Below are 18,374 nucleotides of genomic sequence, written 5' to 3'. Positions count from 1 at the left end.
GTGATGCTTGCAGGTCAACAATGTTGCGATTTTCGCAACGCGCGTGTCCTAAACGATGAAGCGCAGAGCGGCAAGGGCGGGTGCTTCAGACCTGCTCGGGTCAAAAGAAGACAGAAGCGAACTACGGTGAAATAGAAACGCACCGAGAATGAAACAATCCCGCCATGGGCGCGGCATCGTGCCGACACAATCGGAGCCGATATGACGCATCGACACGAAGGGGTTCGGGACATGACCAGCGCAGTGAAATTCCATGCCAACAGCGATGCCGGCGAATTGCCAGCGCGGCTGCGCCCGGCCGGCACCCATGCGCCGAGACCGGCTGGCCAGGCTGCCGGACCGTTCGAGATGCCCGCCGACACCGGCAAGGGCCCTTCCCTGCGTGACGCCCTGGTGACCGGTCTGCTGGTGATCTATCCGACGGTGGCCACGGTGGTGGCGATCGTCGCCGGACTGCTCCTGGCCAGCGTCAACGGCACCTGAAACCGCCCGCTTCGTTGGTTCCATATTTTCTTGATCGCAGGATTGGTAATGCGGCTGGGCTTCTCCCCGTGAACGGGAGAAGGGAGCTATGTCGGCCGTTTGAACGCCTTGCGTTCCTTCTCCACCTGCTTGCGGCAGACACAGCCCTCTAGATGGTCGTTGACCAAGCCCATGGCTTGCATGAAGGCATAGACCGTGGTCGGGCCGACAAAACTCCAGCCGCGCTTCTTCAGTTCCTTCGAAATCCGCACCGAGACCGCCGTCGTCGGGTTGGCGCGCAGATGGGCGAGGTCGACGATTTCGGGCCGTTCCGCCTTGCCGGGTTCGAACTTCCAGAACCAGGCGGCGAGCGATCCGAACTCGTCGACCATTTCGCGGGCCCGCTTGGCGTTGTTGATGGTCGAGACGATCTTGCCGCGATGGCGGATGATGCCGGCATTGCCGAGCAGGCGTTCGACATCCTTGTCGGTGAAAGCGGCGACCTTGTCGAAATCGAAGCCGGCGAAGGCCTCGCGAAAATTCTCGCGTTTGCGCAGGATGGTCAGCCACGACAGGCCGGACTGAAACCCTTCGAGGCAGATCTTTTCGAACAGTCTGCGGTCGTCGGCCACCGGCCGGCCCCATTCATGATCATGATAGTGCAGATAGTCGGGCAGGTTGCCGTGCCAGAAGCAGCGCGCGACCCCGTCGGGGCCGGCAAGCAGGCCGGTGTTTTCATTGCTCATTGCGAAAAGTCCATCCGTTAACGCGCTCTGGCGCTGCTTTTACCGTGGCTTTACCAGATTCCTGAACCCGGCGGTAACCACACCAAAAGGTTTACTGACAGAACCGCATTTTACGCATTCCGATTCATGTTTCGGTTGCTGCTTGCGCGCCAATGATCGCTGGACCGGGGAGCGTTTCCACCCGGTGTATCAGACGATCCAAGGTGCGTTCCCGATGAAGAGAGTTGTGTTTTCCGTGCTCGGCGCCGTGGCTGTGTTTGCCGGCGTCACACCCTCGGCCGCTGGCGACCGCTATGCCGACAGGCCGCCGGTGATGGTGAGCCCCGACCTTTCCGCCCCCTGGGTGCTGCAACTCGGCAATGCGCCCGGCATTGTGCGGCAGAACCGCCAGCAGCCGCGCCTGCGCACCGCGCAACCGGCACAGCCAGACCGCGTGCAGACGGCGGCCGTGCAGGCGCCGGCGAAACGCATGGTCGTGCGCCCGCAGATCAACCCAATCTACCTGCCGCAGGAAGTCGCCTATGACGGCCCGCAGAAGCCGGGCACGATCGTCATCGATACCACGCAGAACTTCCTCTATCTGGTCGAGAAGAACGGCAAGGCGCGGCGCTACGGCGTCGGCACCGGCAAGCCAGGCTTCGAATGGTCGGGCACGCACAAGATCACCAATAAGCGCGAGTGGCCGGACTGGCGCCCGCCGGCGCAGATGATCAAGCGCGAAGCCGCCAAGGGCCGCTATCTGCCGACCTATCTGGCCGGCGGCATCGAGAACCCGCTCGGTGCCCGCGCGCTCTATCTCGGCACGACCGAATACCGCATCCACGGCACCAACCAGCCATGGACGATCGGCGGCGCGGTGTCGTCAGGCTGCATCCGCATGCGCAACGAGGACGTGGTCGACCTTTATGAACGGGTCAATGTCGGAACCACGGTCGAGGTGATATGATAGCCGTAGCGAATCACCTGGTCGGGAAGCACATCGTTTCCTGAAGTCGGAAGGAATAACGGGGGACGGGCCGTATGGGGATGCGGTCAGTCAGGAGGGGCAGCACGGGAAACCGCGCTGCCCTTCTTCTTTGATCGGCGTCCCGCACCTGCGACAAAGCCCGCGTCGTTGCGTCGCGCAGAAGGCATGGCGCTTCGCTTTCATGCTGCCATTTTCGATGGTCTTTTGCTATGTCGGCGCCAACGCAAGAAAAGAGTGCCAGCCATGTCCCTGCCCGACGACAGCCGCTATCTCAAGGGCGGCCCGGTTGCCCAGCGCATCATCGCCGCCGTGCGCGAGGATGCGGCGATTGCCAAGGCCGAGGGTTTTGCGCCTAAGCTGATCTCGATCACCGTCGGCGATACCGATGCCGTGGATGTCTATGTGCGCAACCAACGCGCCAAGGCGCAGCTTGCCGGCATCGATTTCGAGGAACGGCGTTTTCCCGCCACCATCACCTCGGGCGAACTGGAAGCGGCCATCCACGGGCTGAACGCCGATCCACGCGTCACCGGCATCATCATCCAGCGGCCGGTGCCCGCACATATTCCGGTCAAGACGCTGCAGGCGGCGGTGCATCCGCTCAAGGATGTCGAAGGCATGCACCCGGCCTCGATCGGCAACATCGTCTACAACCAGCTTGATCTGGCGCCCTGCACGGCGGCTGCCTCCGTCGAACTGCTCAAGGAGACCGGCCTCGACCTCAAGGGGCTCGAAGTCGTCATCGTCGGCCATTCGGAAATCGTCGGCAAGCCGATCGCCTTCCTCTTGATGAGCGAAGGCGCGACGGTCACGGTCTGCCATCACATGACGCGATCGGTCGCAGCGCATGCGCGCCGCGCTGACGCGCTGTTCGTCGCCGTGGGCAGGCCGCGGCTGATCAAGGCCGACATGGTGAAGCCAGGAGCTGCCGTCATCGATATCGGTATCAATTCCGAGATCGGACCCGATGGGACGAGCCGCATCGTCGGCGACGTCGACACCGACAGTGTGAAAGACGTGGCCTCCTGGATCACGCCGGTGCCGGGCGGCGTCGGCCCGATCACGGTGGCGATCCTGCTGCGCAACACGATGGTGGCGCTCAGCCGCCAGCGCGCGCTTTATGAGGCGACCTATGGCACGGCGGATAGGCTCGCGGCGGAGTAGGCGCCGCTCCCTACTCCGCCGCGATCAGGCTCTCGTCCTGAACACCCTCCGGCCTCGGCCCGCCATAAGCCCAGTCGAGCAGTTTGATGGTGTGCACCACCGGCATGCTGGCGGCCGACGCGATCTGGGTGATGCAGCCGATATTGCCGGTGGCGACAATCGAGGCGCCCGTCGCCTCGATGTTTTTCACCTTGCGGTCGCGCAGTTTTGCCGAAATCTCGGGCTGCAGGATGTTGTAGGTTCCGGCCGAGCCGCAGCACAGATGACCCTCGCGCGGCTCGCGCACGATGAAGCCGGCCTTGGCCAGCAACTCCTTCGGCTGGCGGATGATCTTCTGGCCGTGCTGCATCGAACAGGCGGAGTGATAGGCGACGACCGTGCCCGGTTTGCGCACCGGCTCGGGCATGTCGAAAGCGGCCAGATATTCAGTGATGTCCTTGGCCAGCGCCGAGACGCGCGCGGCCTTGCCGGCATAGGCCGGATCGAGCCGCAGCATGAAGCCATAATCCTTGATCGTCGTACCGCAACCGGACGCGGTGATGATGATGGCGTCGAGCCCGCCCTGGTCCATGGCGCGCGTCCAGGCATCGACATTCTGTCTTGCCGAGGCAAGCGCGGCCTCTTCGCGCCCCATATGATGGACCAATGCGCCGCAGCAGCCTTCGCCCGGTGGCACCACGACCTCGACGCCGAGGCGCGTCAGCAGCGAAATCGTCGTGTCGTTGATGGCGGGGTCGAGCACCGACTGCGCGCAGCCGGTGAGAATGGCGACGCGACCCTTTTTGGCCCCCTGCCCGGCATGGACACCCGGCGAGGCCATCGGCGAGGCCGCCGGGATTGAAGCCGGCGCGAGCTTGAGCATGGCGGCGAGTGGCTTTAGTGCCGGGATCTTCTCGGACAGGCCGATGAAGGGCTTGCCGAGTTTCGCCAGCTTGAGCGCGGCGCGAAAACGTTGGGGATAGGGCAGCACGAAGGCCAGCATGGCGCGAGTCAGGCGGTCTAGCAGCGGCCTGCTATAGGTCTCCTGGATGTGGGCGCGGGCGTGATCGACCAGGTGCATGTAGTTGACGCCCGAAGGGCATGTGGTCATGCAGGCAAGGCACGACAGGCAGCGGTCGATATGGGTGACGATCTCCTTGTCGGCCGGACGGCCGTTCTCCAGCATGTCCTTGATCAAATAGATGCGCCCGCGCGGCGAATCGAGCTCGTTGCCGAGCGTCACATAAGTCGGGCAAGTGGCGGTGCAGAAGCCGCAATGCACGCATTTGCGCAGGATCTTTTCCGATTCCGCGACATGCGGGTCGGCGAGCTGATCGGATGAGAAATTCGTCTGCATCGCTGATGTCCTAGGCCATGCGGCCGGGATTGAGGATGTTCTTCGGGTCGAATTCCTGCTTCAGCCGCTGGCTGAGCGCTGCCAGCGCCGGCGGCTGCGGCTCGAACACCGGCAGCGCGGCGCGATGGGCGGGGACGGCGCGCACCAGCGTCGCATGGCCGCCGCCATGTTTTCGCAACAGCCCGCGCAGCAGAGCGGCTTCCGGATCGCCCTCCTCCATACGCAACCACACCAGCCCGCCCTGCCAGTCATAGAAGGCGCTGACGGCCGCCTGCATGCGCAAGGTCAGCACCATCTGGTGGCCCTGGGAAGGTGTCATCGACACGCGCCAGACCGGTTTTTCGCTGCTGTCGGCGAAAGGCCTGATATCGCGCACGCCGCGCCAGATCAGCCGCGAAGCCTCGCCGGCAATCTCCTCCAGCGGTCCGGCCTTGCCGAGCAGCGTCTTCAGCGCGGCGATGCGATAGGCGACGGACGGGCCAAAACCTTCGACGCGCAGCAGCGTGGCAGCGTCGCTGCCGAGCGCGCCGCCGGCTACGCGCGCGGCGATCCGCTCCGGCAGATGGGCGGCACTCGACACTTCCGCGCTGGAGCCGAGTGCCAACGCCATGGCGCTCGCCGCGGCGTCGTCAAGCAGGCCACGGACCGCGAGCGTCACCTCGGTCTCGGCGGCAGGAAGCACCTTGAAGGTGACGTCGGTGAAAACGGCCAGCGTGCCCCAGCTGTTGGCCATCAGCTTCGACATGTCATAGCCGGTGACATTCTTGACCACGCGTCCGCCGGACTTGAAAGCTTCGCCCCGGCCGGACACGACGTTGATGCCGAGGATATGATCGCGCGCCCCGCCCGCCTTTAGCCGGCGCGGACCGGAGAGGTTGGCGGCAAGCACGCCGCCGATCGTGCCCTTGCCCGGTTCGCCGGCGAGCAGCGGGCCGTAGTCCATCGGCTCGAAGGCGAGCTGCTGGCCGTTGTCCGCCAGCAGCTTTTCGATCTCGGCCAAAGGCGTGCCGGCCTTGGCCGACAGCACCAGTTCGGCGGGTTCATAAAGAGTGATGCCGGTGAGTTTCGACAGGTCGAGCGTGTGCTCGGTCTGCAACGGACGGCCGATGCCGCGCTTGGAGCCATGGCCGATAATTTCGAGCGGCGTCCCTTCCGCCACCGCCCAGGCAATGGTGGACAGGACTTCGCCTGACGTTTTCGGGGTGAAAGTCGTCAAAGCCTGTGCTCCCTGAGCTTCTCGAGCACGGCTTCGCCCCTTGGCGACAGCCGGTAACCGATCTCGAGGCTCTCGGTGAGCCCGAGTTCCTTGAGCTTGCGGACATCCTGCTTGAATTTCGGCGTCTCGACGCCGGCCTTGGCCGCCAGGTCCGCCGCCCGCACTTCCGGATGGGCGCCGATTGCCCGCAGGATCGACGGGAAATAGCCAGGCGCCGTCTTGTCCCAGCGGGCAAAGCGCAAGGTCAGGGCGTGCCAATCCGCATCGGACAGCGAGGCCTCGCCGCGCAAGGCAACCCGCTCGTCGGGCTCAAGACCGGTGAGTTCGATGCGATAGACCGGGGTGCCGTCATCAGGCCCAAGCATCTCCCGCAGGGCCGCGAGTGTCGGAAAGCCAGCCGCGCTGGCATCCTTTTCCGTCAGTGCGGACATCTCCACGACCGTGATATCGCCGATCAGCACGACGCCCGACGCCGTTCTCACCCGCCCGCCAGCCCTGACCGTCGGCCGCCGCCAGCGACGAAAGGCGAGCGTCGCTTCGCCCGACGCAATGGCCGCAAGGGTCTGGTCCCGGAACAGCATCCTCTCAAAACCTCGGAATATCCGGAAACGCCACTTGCCCGCGATGCACATGCATCCTTCCCAGCTCCGCACACCGGCGCAGTTGCGGGAACACCTTTCCCGGGTTGAGCAGGTGATTGGGGTCGAAGGCGCATTTGACGCGCATCTGCTGGTCGAGATCGACCTGGTTGAACATTTCCGGCATCAGGTCGCGCTTCTCGACCCCGACCCCATGTTCCCCCGTCAGCACGCCCCCGACCTTGACGCAGAGGCGCAATATGTCGGCGCCAAAACTTTCGGCCTTGTCGAGTTCGCCGGGAACATTGGCATCGTAGAGGATCAGCGGATGCAGATTGCCGTCGCCGGCGTGAAAGACATTGGCGACGCCGAGACCGTATTTTTCCGACAGCTCGCGCATGCCGGCGAGCACACGCGGCAGTTCCTTGCGGGGGATTGTGCCGTCCATGCAGTAATAGTCGGGTGAGATGCGACCGACCGCCGGGAAGGCCGCCTTGCGGCCGGCCCAGAAGCTCAGCCGCTCCTGCTCGGATTGCGAGATGCGGCAGGTGGTCGAGCCGTTGCTTATGGCGATCGCCTCGACAGCGGTGATGAGGTGATCGACCTCGACGCCCGGCCCGTCGAGCTCGACGATCAGCAACGCCTCGACATCGAGGGGATAGCCAGCGTGGACGAAATCCTCCGCCGCGTGGATCGCCGGCCGGTCCATCATTTCCATGCCGCCGGGAATGATGCCGGCGCCGATAATGTCGGCGACGCACTGGCCGCCCTGCTCGCTGGTCGGAAAGCCGATCAGCAGCGCGCGCGCCGTCTCCGGCTTCTTCAATATGCGGACCGTGACTTCGGTGACGACGCCGAGCAGGCCTTCGGAACCGGTCATCACGCCAAGCAGATCATAGCCCTCGGCATCGAGATGGCTGCCGCCGAGCCGCACCACCTCGCCATTCATCAGCACCATCTCGATGCCGAGCACATTGTTGGCGGTGAGGCCGTATTTCAGGCAGTGCACGCCGCCTGAATTCTCCGCGACATTGCCGCCGATCGAGCAGGCGATCTGGGAGGATGGATCGGGGGCGTAGTAAAAGCCCTCCTGCTCGACGGCGGTGGTGATGCCGAGATTGGTGACGCCCGGCTGGGCGACGACGATGCGATTTGGAAAATCGATCGCAAGGATGCGGTTGAAGCGGCTCATCACCAGAAGCACCGCGTCTTCCAGCGGCAGCGCGCCACCCGACAGCGAGGTGCCGGAACCGCGCGGCACGACGCGGATGTTGCGGTCGTTGCAGTATTTCAGCAGGCGGGAGACCTGCGCCACCGTCTCGGGCAGAACGACGACCAGCGGCAATTGCCGATAGGCGGTCAGGCCATCGCTCTCGAAGGCGCGCATGGCATTGGCCGCGTCGACCACACCCTCGCCCGGCACGATGATGCGCATGTCGGCGACGATCTCGTCGCGCCGGCGCATCGTGGCGTCGTCAGGTTTCGGCATGGCCAGGCCGGACATCAGTAGCCTCATTTTGCTTGACTGGTCAAAATCTTTTACCAGTGAAGCGCGCTGGTTGCAAATGCCGTGGTGGCGGAGCCCACGTTCACGAGACGAGAGAACCTTCCGCAGCGGCAATCTGCCGCTGTCTTACCCTCCCTCTTGTGGGGAGGGTCGTGAACGAAGTGAGCGGGGTGGGGGCAGCGCGGCGCTTATGAAGACCCCCACCCCGGCTCACGATCTTTGCTTCGCTACGATCATGAGCCGACCCTCCCCACAAGTTGGAGGGTAGGGCTGCCGCTATTCGCCGGGGTGCTTGGCCGGCTCGGAATGCATGCGGCGCACGCGACGCACGCCCCACCAGACCAGCAGGATGGCGACCGGCACCGAGGCAGCGGTGACGACTTCCGGCGCGAAAGCATGACCGAAGATCGAGGCGCCCTTGGCGACATAACCGATGAGGCCGACGACGTAATAGGAGACGGCGGCCACCGAGAGTCCTTCGACGGTCTGCTGCAGGCGCAGCTGCAGCCGCGCGCGGTTGTTCATCGAGGCGAGCAGATCGCGGTTCTGCTTCTCGACCTCGACATCGACCCAGGTGCGCAGCAGCGTCGTGGCGCGGGTCAATTTGCGCGACAAATTGGCCTGCCGCTCCTCGACCGACCGGCAGGTGCGCATGGCAGGTGCGACCCGGCGCTGCAGGAACCCGCCCCAGGTGTCGTAGCCTGGCACGGCCTCTTCCTCGAGCGCTTCCAGCCGCTCGACGACGATGCCGTCATAGGCGCGGCTGGCGCCGAAGCGGTAGAGGCTGGAGGCAGCGTCGGCCTCCAGTTCGGCGGCAAGTTCGGTCAGGTCGGCGAGCAAAGTCTGGCTGTCACGGGTCTCGGCAACCTTCATTTCCAGCGTGGTCTGGGCGAGCCTGTCCTCGATGCGGCGGGCGCGGCCGGACAAGGTCAGCGCCAGCGGCAGGCCGAGCATGGCGAGCGTCCGGTAGGTTTCGATGTCGATCAGCCGCTGCGACAGCGCCCCGGTGCGCGCCGGCGTCAGGCCGCGGTCAAGCACCAATATGCGGGTCATGCCGTCGCCATCCTGGCGGAAATCCGTGACGATGGCCGCATTGCCGCGCTCGACCAGCGAGTAGCACAGGCTGGTCGGATCGAAAGCGGCGATCAGTCGCTCGCTCGCCTGCGTCCATTTGCGGATCTCGAGCCGGATACCCGAAATGACGGTGCCCGGCGGCGAAAAGCCGTTACCGAAGGGTGTGTCCTCCTGCGCCCTGCCGCTTTCGGAAAGCGGACCTTCCCACAGATAGGTCGAGAACTCCGTATGCCGTTCCCAGCGCAGCGAGCCCTTGCCCCATTTCATGGCGTGATGGCGGGCCTGACGGTCGGGCGCGGCGATGCCAAGACGCCGCGACAGTTCGGAAAGCACGGCATGGTCGACGCCGGAGCCACCCTCGGTCATGAAGGCGAGTTGCATCAGGACGCGCGGCTTTTCGATGAGCGGATGCGGCCTGGCATGGACCTCTCCCAGCGCGCCGGGCCGGCCCTCATGCGCGGGGAAACCCATGACGCTGCCCTTGGCGCGCGGCTGGAATTCGAGATTGGACGGGTCGTCTGACACGGCTTGTCCCCCGGGGTTCTCTAGACCCTCTTGCAGTCGCGTCCTCTAGAGCCAATAGGCTGACGACGCAAACAACAAGTTTAGCCGGAGATGATATTGCGCCGGACGGCGAAACCGACACGTTTCGACCAATTGGATAAATAATTTGACCAGTTGGCGACGCAGGCTTTATCCTGCGCGACACCGGTTCAATTCCCAGGCACAGCTGTTGAGCGATATTTTTTCCAGGATCGAGCATTCGCGCACCGCCGACGAGGTGGTGCAGCAGATCGAAAGCCTCATCCTCGAAGGCGTGCTGCGCACCGGCGACCGGCTGCCGGGCGAGCGCGAACTGGCACGCCAGTTCGACGTATCGCGGCCGATCCTGCGCGACGCGCTGAAGGCGCTGGAAGGGCGCAGGCTACTGACGACCAAGGCAGGCGGCGGCACGCATGTCGCCGACATCATCGGCCAGCTGTTCACAAAGCCGGTGGCCGACCTGATCTCGATGCATCGCAAGGCGGTGACCGATTATCTGGAATACCGCCGCGAGATCGAAGGCATAGCCGCCGAATACGCGGCGCGGCGCGCCACCCCGGAAGACCTGGCGCTGCTCGACCGCATCATGGCGCGCATGGACGAGGCGCATCGCACCGGCGATTTCGACGACGAGGCCGAGATCGACGTCGAGTTCCATCAAGCGATCTGCGAATGCGCGCACAACATCCTGCTTCTGCACACGCTGCGCTCCTGCTACCGGCTTTTGTCGGAAGGCGTCTTCCAGAACCGGCTGCTGGTCTTCACCGTGCCTGGCGCGCGCGAGGCGCTGCTGGCGCAGCACAAGGCAATCCACGCCGCGGTCAAGGCCGGCGATCCCAACGCTGCCCGGCGCGCGGCGATGGACCACATGACCTATGTCGAGCGGTCGATGGCAGAAGCCGAGCGCAGCGGCGACTGGCAACGCGTGTCACGGCTGCGGCTGCGGCAGCGTTCGGAAGCCAGCGATACCGAACCGGCGCGCAGACGCTCCTAGTGAATAAAATCAAGCGGGGACCATCATGAGCGACATTCTCACCATCGCGGACCTCAAGGATCTCGCCCGCCGGCGCGTGCCCAAGATGTTCTTCGACTACGCCGATTCCGGTGCCTGGACCGAGAGCACCTATCGGGCCAACGAGGAAGACTTCCAGAAGATCAAGTTCCGCCAGCGCGTGATGGTCGACATGAGCAACCGCTCGCTGGAATCGACCATGATCGGCCAGAAAGTGTCCATGCCGGTGGCGCTGGCGCCCACCGGCCTGACCGGCATGCAGCACGCCGATGGCGAGATGCTGGCGGCGCAGGCGGCCGAGGAATTCGGCGTGCCTTTCACCCTGTCGACGATGAGCATCTGCTCGATCGAGGATGTCGCCTCGGCGACGACGAAACCGTTCTGGTTCCAGCTCTATGTGCTGCGCGACAAGGATTTCGTGCTCGATTTGATCGACCGCGCCAAGGCGGCGAAATGCTCGGCACTGGTGCTGACGCTCGACCTGCAGATCCTCGGCCAACGCCACAAGGACGTGCGCAACGGGCTTTCGGCGCCGCCCAAGATGACACTGGCCAACATCATCGACCTGGCCAGCAAGCCGCGCTGGTGCCTGGGTATCGCCGGCACCAAGCGCCGCACGTTCCGCAACATCGTCGGCCATGCCAAGGGTGTCGGCGACGTCTCTTCGCTGTCGTCCTGGACAAACGAGCAGTTCGACCCGCAGCTGTCGTGGAAGGATGTCGCCTGGATCAAGGAACGCTGGGGCGGCAAGCTGATCCTCAAAGGCGTCCTCGACAAGGAGGACGCGCTGATGGCGGCCAAGACCGGCGCCGACGCGATCGTGGTCTCCAACCATGGCGGGCGCCAGCTCGACGGCGCATCGTCCTCGATCATGGCGCTGGAAGAAATCGCGGACGCGGTCGGCGACAGAATAGAAGTGCATATGGACGGCGGCATCCGCTCCGGCCAGGATGTGCTGAAAGCGCTCTGTCTCGGCGCCAAGGGCACCTATATCGGCCGCCCATTCCTTTACGGCTTGGGCGCGCTCGGCAAGGAAGGGGTTACCAAAGCGTTGGAAATCATCCGCAAGGAGATGGACATCACGCTGGCTCTGTGCGGAAAACGTCTGGTCACCGACATGGGCAAGGACCAGCTCCGGCGCTAGGGTCGGGTGACAGCGTGACCACGGAGACCACGACGCGTTGGCGGAACCCGGCATCCATTTTCTCGACGCGCATGGGCCGGAGGGTGTGCGACTTTATGCAATCGGCGACGTGCATGGCCGGCTCGACCTGCTGGCAGCCATGCACCAGCGCATCGAGAGCGAGCTGGAGTGGAAGCCGGTTCGCGACTGGCGGGTGATCCATCTCGGCGACTATGTCGACCGCGGACCGGACTCCAAGGGCGTCATCGATTTCCTGATCGCGGCGCGCGAACGCGATCCGCGCCATCTGATGCTGGCGGGCAACCACGACATCGGCTTTCTCGATTTCCTCAGGACCCCCGACCCGGAAGGGCTTTTCATGCGCTATGGCGGCGTCCAGACGGCGTTGTCCTATGGTGTATCGCTCACCAACGACGCCAGTTGGTTCGGCAAGATGGAGACAATGAGACGCGGACATCAGGCCCTGCTCGAGTCCATGCCGCCGGGCCATGTCGATTTCCTGCGCTCGCTGCCGTTTTCGTTAACGTTCGGCGACTTCTACTTCTGCCATGCCGGCATCCGGCCGGGCATACCCCTGGACAAGCAGAACCCGCAGGACCTGATCTGGATCCGCGACGTTTTCCACGATCACACCGGCCTGTTCCCAAAAATCGTGGTGCACGGCCACACACCCGTCCGCGAGGCCGAAGTGATGGCCAACCGCGTCAATGTCGACACGCTTGCCTGGCAATCAGGCATGCTGACCGCCCTCGTCGTCGACGGGGCGGACAAACGCATCCTGGAAATGGCTATAAAGGGAGCTTGAGCCCAGCTACGTCGCAGGGATGCGTCGCGAGAGGGCCGGCTTTTTTAGCGAAGCGAGGCGGTGACGCCGTAGCCGTCGACGGCGTTGTGGTTGTTGGCGGCATCGGCGGAATAGATGCCGAGACCGCACAGCACGATGGCGGACAACATGGCAAAGGACAGAAGCGCTGCTTTCACGGACGTCATCTCTTGTTGAGCTTGCTGCATCTGTGCACCAGGCGGTTACCAATGCGTTGAAACGGAGAATTCGCTTCAAAGTTTCGACGATTTCGCGCTTCTAAGCGCGTTCTGTATCGGAGGTGTGTCGCACGGGTCACACAAAAGGTTCATCCCGGTTGCACAGCCGATGCAGAGCGCGCGCCTTCTAGGATGGCGGTCGGACACAAGCCAAGGATGAAAGGGGTTTTCCCCAGCCGGTTTCACGGCTGCGTGCCAATTATGTCACGCGGAGCGCCAGGGGCAGGCTCTTAGATCGTGTAGATCGTGGCTACCCAGGCGCGGGCAATCGCCATGCCGGCGGCATCGGCGTCGGGTCCGTTAAGGGCCATTTCGCCATCGAGCTTGTCGGCCCAATCGGGATGCCGCGAAGCGATGGTCGACGCGAAGGAGGTACTCCAGTCCTTCACCATCGGCCGGTCGGCCTCGAAATGGAACTGGAAGCCATAGATGGCGCGGCCGACACGGAACGCCTGGTTTTCGGCGACTTCGTTGCCGGCCAGCCGCACGGCGTCTTGCGGCAGTTCGAACGTGTCGTCGTGCCACTGGAAGATCGGGAACTTTTCCGGCAGGGCGCCCAGCACCGGATCGGCCTTGGCGTCCGGCGTCAGCGACACGCCGCGCCAGCCGAACTCGTTGGCGCCGCCGATGCGGTTCTCGCCGCCGAAGGCACGGGCGACCAATTGGCTGCCAAGGCAGATGCCGAGCACGGCACGGTCCTTGCCGGCAAAATCGCGGGTGAGTTCGAGCAGTGCGGGGAAATAGGGATACTCATCATCGGCCAGCGCATTCTGGCCGCCGCCGAGCACCACCATCGCATCGTGCCCGTTCGCATCTTCGGGAAGGGGATCACCCTTGTAAGGAAGGCGCACGTCGAGATCGGCGCCGGCTTCCGCAAGGGCGGCACCGACCTGGCCGAGGCCGGTATTGTCGTAGTTCTGGACCACCAGCACCCGCATCGCAAAACCCTGCTGACATGAAAAAGATGTCACGAGCGATATCATGCCGCCCGCATTGCAGCCAAGATCGTATTCTGGGAGAGAACTATGCCACTGCAGAACCGGGTCGATCCGTTCGGCGCCATCCACGCCGTGCCCGAGCGCGGGCTGTTCACCGGCAATCGCGGCATCATCCACGATCCCGCGACCAAGACGCTGCTGAGGAAGCGCTGGGCCCTTCAGGCCTGGATCATCTGCATATGCCAATTCCGCAATGTCCGGCGCGAGCCGATGGGCCGTAACAGGCCGGGAGGCAAGGTCGGCTGGACCGAGTTGTTCTTCCTCGACGAGGTGACGGCGCTGGCCGCCGGTCATCGGCCCTGCTTCTTTTGCCAGCGCGAACGGGCCAGGGATTTTGTCGGCCGCTTCGGCGAAGCCTTCGGCATTGCCGAGCCCCGCGCGCCACAGGTCGACAAAAGGCTGCACAAGGAGCGGCTGGCGTCGGGTGGCAGACGCCCTGCTGTGGCGATGCATGAGGTGTCCAGCCTGCCCGACGGCGCGGTGGTGGGCACCGGCGGTAACGCCTATGCCGTGCGTCACGGCAAGGCGTTGCGTTGGTCCTTCGCCGGATATGGCCCACCCGCCGGTCTTGGCCAGCTGGAAGACAAGGCGCTTATGCTGCTGACCCCCGGGACAACGCTTGCCGTCCTGAGGCATGGCTTTCGTCCGGTGTGGCATCCGTCGGCCGAGGGTTGACGCCAGCCACCGGCTCGCTCATTCCTCGGCGATGCGCGCCAATTACAAGATGCAACGTCTGTTCGTGCCTGACGACCTCGGGCCGGATGCCGAGTTCGATGCCGACCAACAGCAGAGCCATTATCTCATGCATGTGCTGCGGCTTGGCGAAGGTGCCGAAATCCTGCTGTTCAATGGCCGCGACGGCGAATGGTCGGCAGCCATCGCGGCGAAGTCGAAGAAGGCAGTCAAACTCAAGGTCTTGGCGCTGCAACGGCCACAGCCACCCCTCCCCGATCTCATCTATTGTTTCGCGCCGCTGAAGCAGGGCCGGCTCGACTATCTCGTGCAGAAAGCGGTCGAGATGGGCGCCGGCGTCCTGCAGCCTGTCATCACGCAGCACACGCAAGTGGCCAAGCCGTCCATCGATCGGCTGCGGGCCAATGTCGTCGAGGCCGCCGAGCAATGCGGCATCCTGGCGGTTCCAGAAGTGCGAGAGGCGGAAAAATTCGAACGCCTGCTGACCGGCTGGGACAAGGAAAGGCGGCTGGTCTTCTGCGACGAGGACGCCTCGACCAACAATCCGCTGCCTGCCCTGCAGGCCGTAAAGGAGAAGAAGCTCGCGCTGCTGGTCGGGCCGGAGGGCGGCTTTTCCGATGACGAGCGCAAGATGCTGCGCGCCCTGCCCTTCGTGACCGCCATTCCGCTCGGCCCCCGCATCCTGCGCGCCGACACGGCGGCGGTGGCCGCACTTGCGGTGATGCAGGCAACTGTCGGAGACTGGTAGGACGCGATGTCTTGCAAGAGGCCGCCCGGTTCGTGGCCTTCAATTCCTCTTGACCTGTGGCTCAGGATTTTTCGCTTGATCGGCTACTGACATTTCGTCCATTTACCGCCGGCGGTCACCCGACCGTCTCTGAGGGCACAGCGATGGCGCGCGACACAACCGATTTCCGGCCGATCGAAGGCGTCGACGAACTCGTCGACCACCTGGCCGAGGGCAACAAGCCGCGCGACAAGTGGCGCATCGGCACAGAGCACGAGAAGTTCCCCTTCTATGTCGATGGCAACGCGCCTGTGCCCTATGGCGGCGAGCGCGGCATCCGCGCCATCCTCGAAGGCATGCAGTCAAAGCTTGGCTGGGATCCGATCATCGACGACGGCCGCATCATCGGCCTGGTCGAACCGACCGGCCAGGGCGCGATCTCGCTCGAGCCCGGCGGCCAGTTCGAGCTTTCCGGCGCGCCGCTGGAAACCATCCATCAGACCTGTCGCGAGGGCAATGCGCATCTGGCGCAGGTGCGCGAGATCGCCGAGCCGATGGGCATCCGCTTCCTCGGGCTCGGCGGCAGCCCGAAATGGTCGCTGGCCGAAACGCCGAAAATGCCGAAGTCGCGCTATGAGATCATGACGCGTTACATGCCCAAGGTCGGCACCAAGGGCCTCGACATGATGTACCGCACCTGCACGATCCAGGTGAACCTCGACTTCGAGAGCGAAGCCGACATGCGCCGCAAGATGCAGGTGTCGCTGAAGCTGCAGCCGCTGTCGACGGCGCTGTTCGCCAACTCGCCCTTCACCGAAAGCCGGCCGAACGGTTTGCAGAGCTGGCGCGGCGACATCTGGCGCGACACCGACAACCAGCGCTCGGGCCTGCTCGAATTCTGCTTCTCGCCCGATTTCGGCTTCGTCGACTATGTCGAATGGGCGCTCGACGTGCCGATGTATTTCGTCATCCGCGACGGCCACTATCACGACATGACGCACATCACCTTCCGCCAGTTCATGGCCGGCGCCGCGCGCAACGAAGTGCCGGACGGCCTGCCGACCATGGGCGACTGGGCGAACCACCTGTCGACGCTGTTCCCCGACGTGCGGCTGAAGCGTTTCCTCGAAATGCGCGGCGCCGATGGCGGCCCGTGGCGGCGCATCTGCGCGCTGCCGGCCTTCTGGGTCGGGCTGCTCTACGACGAGGCGGCACTCGATGCAGCCGAGGCGTTGACCGCGAGCTGGACATACAAGGAAGTGCTGGCGATGCGCAACGCCGTGCCCGAATTCGGCATTGCCGCGCCCTTCCGCAACGCCACGCTGCGCGAGATCGCGCGCGATGTGCTGGCCATTTCGCGCACCGGGCTGAAGAACCGCGGCAAGAAGAACCGCGACGGCTATGACGAGACCTCGTTCCTCAACACTTTGGACGAGGTGGTCGCGCGCGGCACGACCAGCGCCGAGGAGATGCTTTCGGCCTACCACACGCGCTGGGGTGGCTCGATCGAGCCGGTGTTCATGGAATACGCCTATTAAGCCAGCGGCAAATGCCGCTTCAATCGACCGTTGAAACGAATTAGGCTCCCTTCCGAGGAATTCAGGAGGAGACGCCGATGCCCACCTTGTTCGACATGCTGGCGCAGGCCCAGAACGGCAACGGCATGCAGGCCCTTGCCCAGCAATATGGGCTTTCAATGCAGCAGACACAGGCAGCAGTCGCCGCCCTGCTGCCGGCCTTTTCGCAGGGGTTGCAACGCAACACCGCCGATCCTTACGGGCTTGGCGCCTTCATGACGGCGATGGCAAGCGGCCAGCACGCCAAATATTTCGAGGACGCGACCCGGGCCTTCTCGCCGCAGGGCGTCGACGAAGGCAACGGCATTCTCGGACACCTGTTCGGCTCGAAGGACCTGTCGCGCGCCGTCGCCAGCCAGGCGGCGCAAGCGAGTGGCGTCAGCCAGCAGATCCTGCAGCAGATGCTGCCGGCGATCGCCTCGATGGTGATGGGTGGACTGTTCAAGCAGACGACAAACCAGATGCAGGCCGCCGGCGGTTTTGGCGGCGGCAGCAACCCTCTCGGCGAGATCATCGAGCAGATGATGCGGCAGGGCGGCATGCAGGCTCCGGCGCCACAACAACGCCAGGCACCGCAGCCCCAGAACCCGATGGACAACCCGCTCGGCAAGGTCTTGCAGGACATGTTCGGCGGGCAAAGCCAGCCGCAGCCGGCACCCAATCCCTATGGCGACAATCCGTTCGGGAAGGTGCTGCAGGATATGTTTGGTGGCGGCACGCCGCAGCCGCAGGGCCGGGCGCAGCCGCAGCAGACGCAAAGCCCCTACGGCGACAATCCGCTGGGAAAGATCTTCGAGGAGATGCTGCGGCAAGGTGGCGGGGGCGGATTTGGCGGCGGACAGCCGGCGCCGCAGCCGCAGGCACCGCAGCAGCGCCAGGCGCCGCCGCCGCAGACCAATCCGAGCGGCCGGCCACGAAACCCGTTCGACGATCTGTTCGGCAAGATGTTCGAGACCGGCGCCCAGCAGCGTGACGACTACCAGAAGGGCGTGGAAACGATCTTCGACCAGTTCAAGCGGGACATGGACCGGCGCTAGGCGCCAAACCAAGAGCCCTTTCCGAGCAAGCCAGAAAAGAAAAGCCCGGTCCTTGGGAGGACCGGGCAACGTGCAGGCAGGCCGGCGGGGAACCGGCAGGGAGTGGGGAGCCTGCATAATCCTTGGTCGCGCTGAGCCCTGAAAAGGTTCAGCAGGACCGAAATCAGCCGATCAGGCCACCTTGCGGTCGATGTCCTCGATCGTTTCGACGCGATCACTGGCGATTTCGCGCAGGATCGCCGTCGGGTCACGACCGAACGGCACGTCGATGGCGACATGCAGGTCGGCGCGCGTCAGGCCGATATCGGCGAGTTCGGCGTCCGACATCTCGCCAAGGCGGTAGAAGGCGCGACGGTTTTTCCAGGCGCGGTAGATATTGAAGACGGTATTGGCCACGCGCGTCGCAACGGCCGGACGCGAGGTGATGCGCGAGGTCTCGGTGGCGAAATCGATCGTGGTCATGTCGGTCTCCTTCAGTCTCGAACACACAAAGCCAAGCAGCCGGCGCTGGTGACAGCGGCCGTTCCGGCTTCGATTCACATGCCTTCATGT

19 protein-coding genes are annotated in these 18,374 nt (G+C 64.3%); 10 read left to right on the top strand and 9 right to left on the bottom strand.

The genetic code is table 11. The features are described from left to right. The first annotated feature begins 231 nt into the window (after positions 1–231). Positions 232–483 carry a hypothetical protein gene (locus FJV83_RS01205; RefSeq protein ID WP_142886859.1) on the top strand — a complete coding sequence of 84 codons (252 nt, stop codon included), beginning with the start codon at positions 232–234 and terminating at the stop codon, positions 481–483. Positions 484–569: 86 nt separating this feature from the next. On the opposite strand, the gene FJV83_RS01200 is transcribed toward FJV83_RS01205, so the two are convergent. Continuing rightward, positions 570–1,208: a DNA-3-methyladenine glycosylase I gene (locus tag FJV83_RS01200; protein WP_095786844.1), complete on the bottom strand. Its 639-nt coding sequence runs from the start codon at positions 1,206–1,208 to the stop codon at positions 570–572. Positions 1,209–1,422: 214 nt separating this feature from the next. Here FJV83_RS01200 and FJV83_RS01195 point away from each other — a divergent pair, with 214 nt between their 5' ends. Both FJV83_RS01195 and FJV83_RS01190 read left to right on the top strand, forming a co-directional pair. Next, positions 1,423–2,154, top strand: coding sequence for a L,D-transpeptidase (locus FJV83_RS01195; protein WP_142877596.1), 732 nt, complete (start codon positions 1,423–1,425; stop codon positions 2,152–2,154). Positions 2,155–2,418: 264 nt separating this feature from the next. Then, on the top strand, positions 2,419–3,339 hold the full coding sequence (locus FJV83_RS01190) for a bifunctional 5,10-methylenetetrahydrofolate dehydrogenase/5,10-methenyltetrahydrofolate cyclohydrolase (RefSeq protein WP_095786845.1): 921 nt from the start codon (positions 2,419–2,421) through the stop codon (positions 3,337–3,339). A 10-nt stretch (positions 3,340–3,349) separates the two neighbouring features. On the opposite strand, the gene glcF is transcribed toward FJV83_RS01190, so the two are convergent. The 5 genes from glcF to FJV83_RS01165 form a co-directional block, all read right to left on the bottom strand. Continuing rightward, complete coding sequence (gene glcF, locus FJV83_RS01185; protein WP_142886860.1) at positions 3,350–4,675, bottom strand: glycolate oxidase subunit GlcF; 1,326 nt, start codon at positions 4,673–4,675, stop codon at positions 3,350–3,352. A gap of 10 nt (positions 4,676–4,685) precedes the next feature. Next, positions 4,686–5,891: a glycolate oxidase subunit GlcE gene (gene glcE, locus FJV83_RS01180; protein ID WP_142886861.1), complete on the bottom strand. Its 1,206-nt coding sequence runs from the start codon at positions 5,889–5,891 to the stop codon at positions 4,686–4,688. Next, positions 5,888–6,472 (bottom strand): ASCH domain-containing protein, encoded by a 585-nt coding sequence (locus FJV83_RS01175; protein WP_142886862.1) that lies wholly within the window; start codon positions 6,470–6,472, stop codon positions 5,888–5,890. Before FJV83_RS01175 ends, glcE begins: the two co-directional genes overlap by 4 nt. Positions 6,473–6,476: 4 nt before the next feature. Next, entirely contained in the window at positions 6,477–7,973 is a 1,497-nt protein-coding gene (locus tag FJV83_RS01170) for an FAD-linked oxidase C-terminal domain-containing protein (RefSeq protein ID WP_142877590.1), read from the bottom strand. 279 nt (positions 7,974–8,252) lie between these two features. Beyond that, the gene (locus FJV83_RS01165; protein WP_095771345.1) at positions 8,253–9,575 is read right to left on the bottom strand and encodes a DUF3422 family protein; all 1,323 of its coding nucleotides are present in this window, start codon (positions 9,573–9,575) and stop codon (positions 8,253–8,255) included. Positions 9,576–9,783: 208 nt separating this feature from the next. Here FJV83_RS01165 and FJV83_RS01160 point away from each other — a divergent pair, with 208 nt between their 5' ends. From FJV83_RS01160 to FJV83_RS01150, 3 genes are read left to right on the top strand one after another with little or no spacing between them, the layout of a single operon-like run. After that, positions 9,784–10,587 (top strand): FCD domain-containing protein, encoded by an 804-nt coding sequence (locus tag FJV83_RS01160; RefSeq protein ID WP_095786850.1) that lies wholly within the window; start codon positions 9,784–9,786, stop codon positions 10,585–10,587. A 25-nt stretch (positions 10,588–10,612) separates the two neighbouring features. After that, positions 10,613–11,749, top strand: coding sequence for an alpha-hydroxy acid oxidase (locus FJV83_RS01155; RefSeq protein ID WP_095771347.1), 1,137 nt, complete (start codon positions 10,613–10,615; stop codon positions 11,747–11,749). 37 nt (positions 11,750–11,786) lie between these two features. Further along, the gene (locus FJV83_RS01150; RefSeq protein WP_095786852.1) at positions 11,787–12,554 is read left to right on the top strand and encodes a metallophosphoesterase; all 768 of its coding nucleotides are present in this window, start codon (positions 11,787–11,789) and stop codon (positions 12,552–12,554) included. Positions 12,555–12,598: 44 nt separating this feature from the next. Here FJV83_RS01150 and FJV83_RS37495 read toward each other — a convergent pair whose 3' ends face one another. Further along, positions 12,599–12,730, bottom strand: a complete 132-nt coding sequence (locus tag FJV83_RS37495; protein WP_257784452.1) for a hypothetical protein — start codon at positions 12,728–12,730, stop codon at positions 12,599–12,601. A 290-nt stretch (positions 12,731–13,020) separates the two neighbouring features. After that, positions 13,021–13,728 carry a type 1 glutamine amidotransferase gene (locus FJV83_RS01140; protein WP_095791114.1) on the bottom strand — a complete coding sequence of 236 codons (708 nt, stop codon included), beginning with the start codon at positions 13,726–13,728 and terminating at the stop codon, positions 13,021–13,023. A gap of 87 nt (positions 13,729–13,815) precedes the next feature. On the opposite strand from FJV83_RS01140, the gene FJV83_RS01135 reads away from it, so the two are divergent. From FJV83_RS01135 to FJV83_RS01120, 4 genes are all read left to right on the top strand, one after another. Further along, positions 13,816–14,463 carry a hypothetical protein gene (locus FJV83_RS01135; protein WP_142886863.1) on the top strand — a complete coding sequence of 216 codons (648 nt, stop codon included), beginning with the start codon at positions 13,816–13,818 and terminating at the stop codon, positions 14,461–14,463. A gap of 31 nt (positions 14,464–14,494) precedes the next feature. Continuing rightward, positions 14,495–15,229 (top strand): 16S rRNA (uracil(1498)-N(3))-methyltransferase, encoded by a 735-nt coding sequence (locus FJV83_RS01130; protein ID WP_095786855.1) that lies wholly within the window; start codon positions 14,495–14,497, stop codon positions 15,227–15,229. Between the two features lie 143 nt (positions 15,230–15,372). Next, positions 15,373–16,746, top strand: a complete 1,374-nt coding sequence (locus FJV83_RS01125) for a glutamate--cysteine ligase (RefSeq protein ID WP_142886864.1) — start codon at positions 15,373–15,375, stop codon at positions 16,744–16,746. A gap of 77 nt (positions 16,747–16,823) precedes the next feature. Continuing rightward, on the top strand, positions 16,824–17,822 hold the full coding sequence (locus FJV83_RS01120) for a DUF937 domain-containing protein (protein ID WP_095791112.1): 999 nt from the start codon (positions 16,824–16,826) through the stop codon (positions 17,820–17,822). Positions 17,823–17,993: 171 nt separating this feature from the next. Here the strand turns inward: FJV83_RS01120 and FJV83_RS01115 are convergent, their stop codons facing one another. Next, the gene (locus FJV83_RS01115) at positions 17,994–18,284 is read right to left on the bottom strand and encodes a DUF1127 domain-containing protein (RefSeq protein ID WP_095771354.1); all 291 of its coding nucleotides are present in this window, start codon (positions 18,282–18,284) and stop codon (positions 17,994–17,996) included. Positions 18,285–18,374: the final 90 nt, after the last annotated feature.

This window comes from Mesorhizobium sp. WSM4307 (assembly GCF_007003945.1).
GTDB lineage: Bacteria > Pseudomonadota > Alphaproteobacteria > Rhizobiales > Rhizobiaceae > Mesorhizobium.
This window is presented reverse-complemented; position numbering and strand designations above follow the sequence as displayed.

What these genes read in the sequence shown, in the direction of transcription:
- FJV83_RS01205 (WP_142886859.1), top strand. Translation starts at nt 232, where the DNA reads ATGACCAGCGCAGTGAAATTCCATGCCAACAGCGATGCCGGCGAATTG.
- FJV83_RS01200 (WP_095786844.1), bottom strand. Translation starts at nt 1,208, where the DNA reads ATGAGCAATGAAAACACCGGCCTGCTTGCCGGCCCCGACGGGGTCGCG.
- FJV83_RS01195 (WP_142877596.1), top strand. Translation starts at nt 1,423, where the DNA reads ATGAAGAGAGTTGTGTTTTCCGTGCTCGGCGCCGTGGCTGTGTTTGCC.
- FJV83_RS01190 (WP_095786845.1), top strand. Translation starts at nt 2,419, where the DNA reads ATGTCCCTGCCCGACGACAGCCGCTATCTCAAGGGCGGCCCGGTTGCC.
- glcF (WP_142886860.1), bottom strand. Translation starts at nt 4,675, where the DNA reads ATGCAGACGAATTTCTCATCCGATCAGCTCGCCGACCCGCATGTCGCG.
- FJV83_RS01175 (WP_142886862.1), bottom strand. Translation starts at nt 6,472, where the DNA reads ATGCTGTTCCGGGACCAGACCCTTGCGGCCATTGCGTCGGGCGAAGCG.
- FJV83_RS01170 (WP_142877590.1), bottom strand. Translation starts at nt 7,973, where the DNA reads ATGTCCGGCCTGGCCATGCCGAAACCTGACGACGCCACGATGCGCCGG.
- FJV83_RS01155 (WP_095771347.1), top strand. Translation starts at nt 10,613, where the DNA reads ATGAGCGACATTCTCACCATCGCGGACCTCAAGGATCTCGCCCGCCGG.
- FJV83_RS01140 (WP_095791114.1), bottom strand. Translation starts at nt 13,728, where the DNA reads ATGCGGGTGCTGGTGGTCCAGAACTACGACAATACCGGCCTCGGCCAG.
- FJV83_RS01135 (WP_142886863.1), top strand. Translation starts at nt 13,816, where the DNA reads ATGCCACTGCAGAACCGGGTCGATCCGTTCGGCGCCATCCACGCCGTG.
- FJV83_RS01130 (WP_095786855.1), top strand. Translation starts at nt 14,495, where the DNA reads ATGCGCGCCAATTACAAGATGCAACGTCTGTTCGTGCCTGACGACCTC.
- FJV83_RS01125 (WP_142886864.1), top strand. Translation starts at nt 15,373, where the DNA reads ATGGCGCGCGACACAACCGATTTCCGGCCGATCGAAGGCGTCGACGAA.
- FJV83_RS01120 (WP_095791112.1), top strand. Translation starts at nt 16,824, where the DNA reads ATGCCCACCTTGTTCGACATGCTGGCGCAGGCCCAGAACGGCAACGGC.
- FJV83_RS01115 (WP_095771354.1), bottom strand. Translation starts at nt 18,284, where the DNA reads ATGACCACGATCGATTTCGCCACCGAGACCTCGCGCATCACCTCGCGT.